Genomic DNA, 7,568 nt, shown 5'->3' with positions numbered 1-7,568 from the left:
TTTATAATAGTCTGCTATCGCCTTTTATTTTTTTAATAATCAATAAACTGCTCCAGTTATTAGAAAGGTAAACTTTGGTGCCAGGCACCAAAGTTTACCTTTTTTTCTTTTTGCTATTTAAAGTAAGAAATTAAGGGGTAATTATGAGGGAATCGTCTACAGTTCCGGAAGAAGTGAAGCAACGGCTAAATTGGTTGTCAATATTTATAGTGATCTGTTTTATAATATTAATTATCAGTTTATGGTATTTACAGATAATTAAAGGACAAGAATTTAGGGAAAGGGCGGTAGAGAATTGCATACGCTCCCTGGTAGAAGATGCTCCCCGGGGCAGGATTTATGATCGACAGGAAGAATTGTTGGTCACCAATCGTCCAGTAGTAGTCGTTTCTATTATTCCGGCAGAGGTTGATGATTTAGAAAAACTGAGCGAAAGATTAAGTAAAATTATCGATATTTCTCCGGAAGATATTTCGCAGATAGTAAAAAATTATCGGGAAAATCCTTTTAAACCGGTAAAAATTCAAGATGATTGTAAAACCAATAAGATTGTAGAGATAGAGGAAAGAAAAGACGAATTAAAGGGAGTGGTATTAGAAGTCAAACCTCGGAGAGAGTATCTTTATAATGATTTTGCTGCACATAGCTTAGGTTATGTAGGAGAGATAGATAAAGAAGAGTTGAAGAAATATGGTAATCCAAAATTTCAGGGTGGAGATATTATAGGAAAAGCCGGGCTGGAGAAGTATTATGATCATATTTTAGGAGGAGAAAAAGGCGGAAAAGAAGTCGAAGTTGACGCCCTTGGTCAGGAAATAAAGACTTTATTATATCAAAAACCGGTTCCGGGTAAAGATTTAGTGTTAACTATCGATAGAGATTTGCAACTTTATGGTGAAAATTTACTCTTTGATAAAAAAGGTTCTATTGTGGTAAGCGATCCTAATACTGGAGAAATATTAGCCCTGGTGAATAGGCCTTCTTTTAACCCCAATTTATTTGCCAATGGAATTTCCAGTTCGGACTGGCAAAGACTTTCTTTTGATACCGATTATCCTTTGGCTAACCGAAGTATTCAGGGTCTTTATTCTCCCGGCTCGATATTTAAAGTAGTTACAGCGGTCGCTGCTCTGGAAGAGGGGATTACAGATAGAAATAGAAAAATCTATTGTCCGGGGAGCTTTGAATTAGCTGGCCAGACTTTTGCCTGCTGGAATAAAGCCGGACACGGAAGTTTGAGTATTGTAGATGCTATTACGCATTCTTGTAATGTCTATTTTTATACTTTAGGAAAAGATCTGGAAATTGAAAGATTTAATAAATATATGCAGAAATATGGGTTGGGAGAAAAAACAGGGATTGATTTATCAGAAGAAGCCATGGGGATAATTCCTTCTGCGCAATGGAAAGAGAGAGAAGTTAAAGAAATATGGTTTCCCGGTGATACTATAAATCTTTCTATCGGTCAGGGCTACCTTTTGTTAACACCTTTACAGGTGCATCATATTATTACTACTATTGCTGCAGAAGGAGAAGTTTACCAATTGCATTTGATAAAAAAGATTATCTCTGCTGACGGTAATACTGTAGAGGAAATTAAGCCGGAAATTTATAAAAAAGTAAACTTTTCTTCCGAAACATTTAAAATAATTAAAGAGGGGTTAAGAAAAACCATATTAGAAGGAACGGGTTGGAGGACAAATATCCAAGAATTAGCGGTAGCAGGGAAGACTGGGACTGCTCAAAATCCGCAGGGTGAGACCCATGCCTGGTTTATCGGATATGCCCCTTATGAAGATCCGGAAATTTGCATTACCGTTTTCTTGGAAAATGGGGGAGAAGGCGGAGAAGTTGCTGCTCCCATAGCTCGAGCTATGTTAGAAAAATATTTTAATATAAAAAGGTAAACTTTGGTGCCTGGCACCAAAGTTTACCTTTTGCCAAGGAGGAAGGAAGTTGAAAGAAAAACTGGATAGGTTAACTGAAAATTTAGATTTTACCCTTCTTTTTGCGGTAGTGTTTCTCTGTTTTTATGGGCTTTTAGTCCTATATAGTTCCACGCGTTTGTCGGTTACAGCTGGAAGTGACCCCTATTTTTTTGTTAAGCGGCAATCAATATTGATATTGTTTGGATTCCTGTTTTTAACTATTATGATTTTTATCGATTACCATCATCTGGAAAGATATTCTAAGGTGATATATTTTGGAGCTATTGTTTTATTGGCAATGGTGATAATTTCTGGCCGATTAACTTATGGGGCAAGGCGCTGGTTGGTTATAGGGCCTTTTGATTTTCAGCCTTCGGAGTTTGCTAAAATCGCCTTAATTATGTTTTTGGCGGATTTTTTATCTAAAAATAAATCAAAATTCGATAATTTTTTCTATTATTTAATCCCGTTTGCTTTTACCGGATTGTTAATTTTATTGGTATTCATGCAACCAGATTTGGGGACTTCATTAGTATATTTAGCGATTCTGGTTACAATGTTATTTGTGGCAGGGATCAAGATAAAATTTTTACTCTTTACTTTTTTAGCCGGTGTATCTTCAATCCCAATTTTGTGGATTTTTCTCAAAGATTATCAGAAGAATAGGTTAATATTATTTTTAAATCCAAATCTGGATCCTTTGGGAGGCGGCTATAATGTTATCCAGTCGAGGATTGCCATTGGCTCGGGAGGTTTTTTAGGCAACGGAATCTTTAGTGGACTGCAAAGTCAATTAAACTTTCTACCTGCCCAGCATACTGATTTTATATTCTCGGTCGTAGGAGAAGAGTTAGGTTTTGTCGGAACTACTTTACTTTTAGGCTTATATGCCATAGTTTTATGGCGGGGAATAAAGATTGCCTTAGAAGCCAGGGATCTATTGGGAAGTTTACTGGCCGCCGGTGCCATATCATTTTTATTTTTTCACATAGTGGTAAATATTGGAATGGCTATGGGGATGTTACCTGCTACCGGATTACCCCTACCTTTTTTCAGCCAGGGGGGAAGCTTTATGATATCTAACCTAATAGTGATAGGAATTTTGCTTAATGTGGAATTACATAAAATAAGGTGGTAATACAATTCGCCAATGCACCGACTTACCAATTCACCAATTGACCGATTAAATTAGTCTTTAGTGAATAGCGAATAGTCGTTAGTATTAATATAAGTTATTAGGTTTTAGTTTAGCGTTTTTTAGATAAGAAAAATTAGTTTTCAGCGTTAGATTTATTAGGCAACTAAGTAATCAAGGAGAGAAAAATTTGAATATTAAAAAGATATTATTGGAAGAACTTTTGGATAAAGTAGAAAAACCAGGGAGGTATACTGGAAAAGAATTCAATGAAATAATCAAAGAAGAGAGTATGTCAACGGTTAAAATTGCCTTGGTTTTCCCTGACCTGTACGAAATCGGGATGAGTTATTTGGGATTTAAAATTTTGTATGAGATCATTAACAAGAGAGACGATGCTTTCGCCGAGCGAGTTTTTTCGCCTGCTGTAGATATGGAAAAATTACTAAGGGAAAAAAGGCTGCCTGTTTTTTCTTTAGAGACCTACAGACCTTTAAATTCTTTTGATATTGTTGGGTTTACTATCCAACATGAATTGGCTTATTCTAATATTTTAAACCTTCTCGAACTGGGACACCTCCCTTTAAGATCGGAAGAGAGGAAAGAAGATGCTCCCTTGATTATTGCCGGTGGACCTGGAGCTTTTAATCCGGAGCCCTTATCCTGTTTTATCGATTTATTTGTAGTTGGAGAAGGGGAAGAGATTATCGGAAAAATGATAGAAGTTTACAAAAAATGGAAAGATAAAAAAGAGAAGCGGGCAAAACTTTTAGGGGAGTTAGCTCAAATAGAGGGAATTTATGTCCCTTCTTTTTATGAAATAAATTATTTTAAAGATGGAAAAATTGAATCGATTGCTCCTAAAAAAGATGCCTATCCTCCGGTAATAAAAAAACAAGTTATTGCAGATTTTGATAAAGCAGCTTATCCTCTTCTTCCTATTGTTCCCAATATCGATGTAATTCATGATAGAATTACCCTGGAAATTTTTAGAGGGTGTACCCGGGGATGCCGCTTTTGCCAGGCAGGGATGATATACCGTCCGGTTAGGGAAAAATCAGTCGATACTTTAATGGGGTTGGCTGAGGAGATCCTTGCCCATACCGGATACGATGAAATATCCTTGTCTTCTTTAAGTTCAAGCGATTATAGTGAGATAAAAAACTTGATTACTAAATTGGTAGATCGATTTGAAGAAAAAGGTGTGGGGATTTCCCTGCCTTCTTTAAGGATAGATTCTTTTTCCGTGGCTTTAGCCCAGCAGGTTCAAAGAGTAAGGAAGACTGGTATTACCCTTGCCCCGGAGGTAGGAAGCCAAAGATTAAGGGATGTGATAAATAAAAATGTTTTGGAAGAGGACCTGTATTCTTCGATAAAAGCAGCTTTTGAGAAAGGGTGGAGGAGGATAAAACTTTACTTTATGGTCGGTTTGCCTACCGAGACCCAAGAAGATGTAGAAGGGATAATCAAACTGGTTAGTCAGGTCGATAAAATGGGAAGAGAAATTACCGGAAAAAAGATAAATATAAATATTAGCGTATCTGCTTTTGTACCCAAATCTCATACACCTTTTCAATGGGAAGCCCAGGAGATGAGGGATATATTATCAGAAAGAGTAAGATATTTAAAGCATAGATTAAATTGGAGAAACATTTCTTTCAGTTACCCGGATATTAACCATAGTTATTTAGAAGCCGTGTTTGCCCGAGGAGATAGAAGATTGGGAGAAGTTTTAGAAAAAGCGCACTACTTGGGATGTAAATTTGATGCTTGGAGAGAACAATTTAATTTTACAGCCTGGCAGCAAGCTTTTAATGATTGTGGTCTTCAAATGGAGTTCTATGCTAATCGAGTAAGAGAGAAAGATGAGATTTTACCCTGGGATCATATCTCTTGCGGAGTCAAAAAGGAATATCTGCTTGAAGAAAAGGATAAGGCTTTAAGAGGAGAAACGACCCCTGATTGCCGCTTCGATCGTTGCACAGAGTGTGGAGTATGTTAGATTAGTCGTTAATGAATAAGGAGAGTTTTATATTTGGAACAAGTAATTAGAGTAAAATATAGTAAGGATGGACCGATTACATATATTTCCCATTTAAACCTGGCGCAGGTTTTTACCCGAACTCTAAGAAGAGCCGATATTCCTGTGGTAGTATCTAACGGTTTCAATCCCCGGCTTAGAATTTCTTTTGGTCCTCCTTTACCTTTGGGTATTAGCAGTATCTCTGAATATTTAGATATTAGAATAAAAGGAGAGATAAAAGTTGAAGAGTTTGTAAAAAGATTAAATCTTTCTTTACCTCAAGGATTAAGGGTACTAAAAGCTAAAATAATCACCCCCGATTCCAATTCTTTAGTCAAGTTAATTGATAAAGCTTCTTACGTTCTTACCCTAAAAATGAAGAAAAAACAATTTGATTTTACAGAAAAAAAGCCAGAAGATGAACGAACGGAGCTTCGGCAAAAAATAGAAAAATATAACAAAAGTTTTTTAAATTTGGAAGAGATTATTATAGAAAAACAGATTAAAAATGGTAGTAAAAGAATAGATATAAAGCCTTCAATTTTAGATCTAAAAGTACAGAATTTTAATTACCCCATTTTAAAGCTTCATTTAGAAATAAGAATAGGGCAGCAGGGAAATTTAAATCCCCGCTATGTCGCAAAAGCCTGGATTTCTGAGTTTTCCGATAATAATGATATCATACGTATCAGCCGTGATGGATTATATATCAGAGGAAAAGAAGTTATTTAGAAATTATAAAAAATAATAAAATTGAATCTTACTTTGTTTTCCTTTGCCTTACTTTTAAAATACTCATATAGCTATTAAGTTTCATTTTTATTCCTTTACTAATGAGATTATTTAGAGTAAAATATATGAGAATAAAATTCGTTAGATAGTTAACTGGTTAATTAGTTTCCTAATTTAAGAAATAGAAGGATTAACCATTTAAAATAAAAATAGGAGTTTTTAATGAATAAAAGAGTAATTATTGATGTGGGTCTAACCGAAGAGAGAGTCGCTGTGATTGAGGCCGGCCGTTTAGTAGAAATCCATATCGAGAGAATTGAAGATGATAAAATTGTAGGAAATATATATAAAGGTAAAGTAACTAATGTTTTGCCTGGAATAGAAGCAGCCTTTGTAGATATTGGGATTGAGAAAAACGCTTTTTTACATATCGATAAAGTCACAGATGGTCAGGATAAAGATAAAAATGTTGAGATGATTACAGAAGCTGATCCTAACTCTATTTCCAAAACTATTTTGGAAGAGATTAAAGTCGGTCATGAAATAATGGTGCAAGTAGTAAAAGAGGCGATACTCCCTAAAGGAGCAAGGGTTACTACCAATATTAGCCTTCCCGGCAGATATTTGGTTTTAATGCCGAATAGTACTAACCTGGGAATTTCTCATCGAGTCGAAGAAGAAAAAGAAAGAGAAAGGCTAAAGAAGGTTGTTCAAAAAATAAAACCTAAGAATACAGGATTAATTATTCGAACTGCCGGGTGGGGAAAAGATGTGGAGGATTTCCTACCCGATCTGGATTTTTTGAGCAGATTGTGGAATAAGATAAAAAACAGGGGAAAGAAAGCCAAGGCACCCATGTTGTTACATGAAGACCTGACGCTTACTTTTCGGATTATCCGTGACCTGCTTACCGAAGAAGTGGAAGAAATTTTAATCAATTCTAATAATGAATATAAAAATATGCTGAAGTTTTTAAGGACTTTATCTTTATCAGAATTAGAGCCTAGAGTCTCCCTCTATACCGGAGAAAAGCCCATATTTGAGGAGTACGATATAGAAAAAGAAATCAATAAGGGTTTACAAAAAAAGATATGGCTCAAATGCGGTGGTTATTTGGTTTTTGACCAAGCTGAAGCCTTGACGGTAATCGATGTAAACACCGGTAAATTTGTGGGAAAAAAAGATATGAGAAAAACTATCTTAAAGACTAATTTACAAGCTGCCGAAGAAATAGGGCTTCAATTAAGGTTAAGGGATATTGGTGGGATTATCATCATTGATTTTATCGACATGGATAATCAGGGAGATATAGAAAAGGTAGTAAATAAGTTAGAGGAAAGTTTAAAAAAAGATAAAACCAAAACTAATATTATCCAAAATACCGAATTAGGCTTAGTCGAGCTTACCCGAAAAAGATCCAGGAGGGATTTGGAAAATATGCTTAGAACCAGTTGTCCCTATTGTTCCGGAACTGGCCGGGTTTTATCTGCCGAAACTATAGGAAATATGGTTCTACGTAAATTGGAAGAGTTGTGTAATACTTCAAGAGCAGAAGCTGTCATATTGGGAGTAAATCCTAAAGTAGAGGAAGATTTATCCGGGGCAAAGATGCTGTTGATCAAACAATTAGAGAAAAAAAGTAAAAAAACTATTTATATCAAATCATCAAAAAATATTCACATCGAAAAGATAGATGTGGTAGCTGTTGGCAGGCTAAAAGAAATAAAGAAAATTAAGCAGATGTTTAAAT

The 7,568-nt window shown here is 35.5% G+C and carries 5 protein-coding genes; all 5 read left to right on the top strand.

The features are described from left to right. Window positions 1–143 precede the first annotated feature (143 nt). Entirely contained in the window at window positions 144–1,907 is a 1,764-nt protein-coding gene (gene mrdA, locus ENO17_01935) for a penicillin-binding protein 2 (GenBank protein ID HER23805.1), read from the top strand. 61 nt (window positions 1,908–1,968) lie between these two features. Continuing rightward, entirely contained in the window at window positions 1,969–3,066 is a 1,098-nt protein-coding gene (gene rodA, locus ENO17_01930; protein HER23804.1) for a rod shape-determining protein RodA, read from the top strand. 187 nt (window positions 3,067–3,253) lie between these two features. After that, entirely contained in the window at window positions 3,254–5,065 is a 1,812-nt protein-coding gene (locus ENO17_01925; GenBank protein HER23803.1) for a TIGR03960 family B12-binding radical SAM protein, read from the top strand. A 15-nt stretch (window positions 5,066–5,080) separates the two neighbouring features. Beyond that, the gene (locus tag ENO17_01920) at window positions 5,081–5,818 is read left to right on the top strand and encodes a DUF2344 domain-containing protein (GenBank protein HER23802.1); all 738 of its coding nucleotides are present in this window, start codon (window positions 5,081–5,083) and stop codon (window positions 5,816–5,818) included. A gap of 222 nt (window positions 5,819–6,040) precedes the next feature. Further along, window positions 6,041–7,568 (top strand): Rne/Rng family ribonuclease (locus tag ENO17_01915; GenBank protein ID HER23801.1); only part of this gene is annotated, 1,528 nt, incomplete at its 3' end.

It is taken from the genome of Candidatus Atribacteria bacterium (assembly GCA_011056645.1).
Classification (GTDB): Bacteria; Atribacterota; Phoenicimicrobiia; order Phoenicimicrobiales; family Phoenicimicrobiaceae; genus Sediminicultor; species Sediminicultor quartus.
The sequence above is the reverse complement of the archived record's forward strand: the minus strand, read 5'-3'. Positions and strand labels throughout refer to the sequence as shown.

What these genes read in the sequence shown, in the direction of transcription:
- mrdA (HER23805.1), top strand. Translation starts at nt 144, where the DNA reads ATGAGGGAATCGTCTACAGTTCCGGAAGAAGTGAAGCAACGGCTAAAT.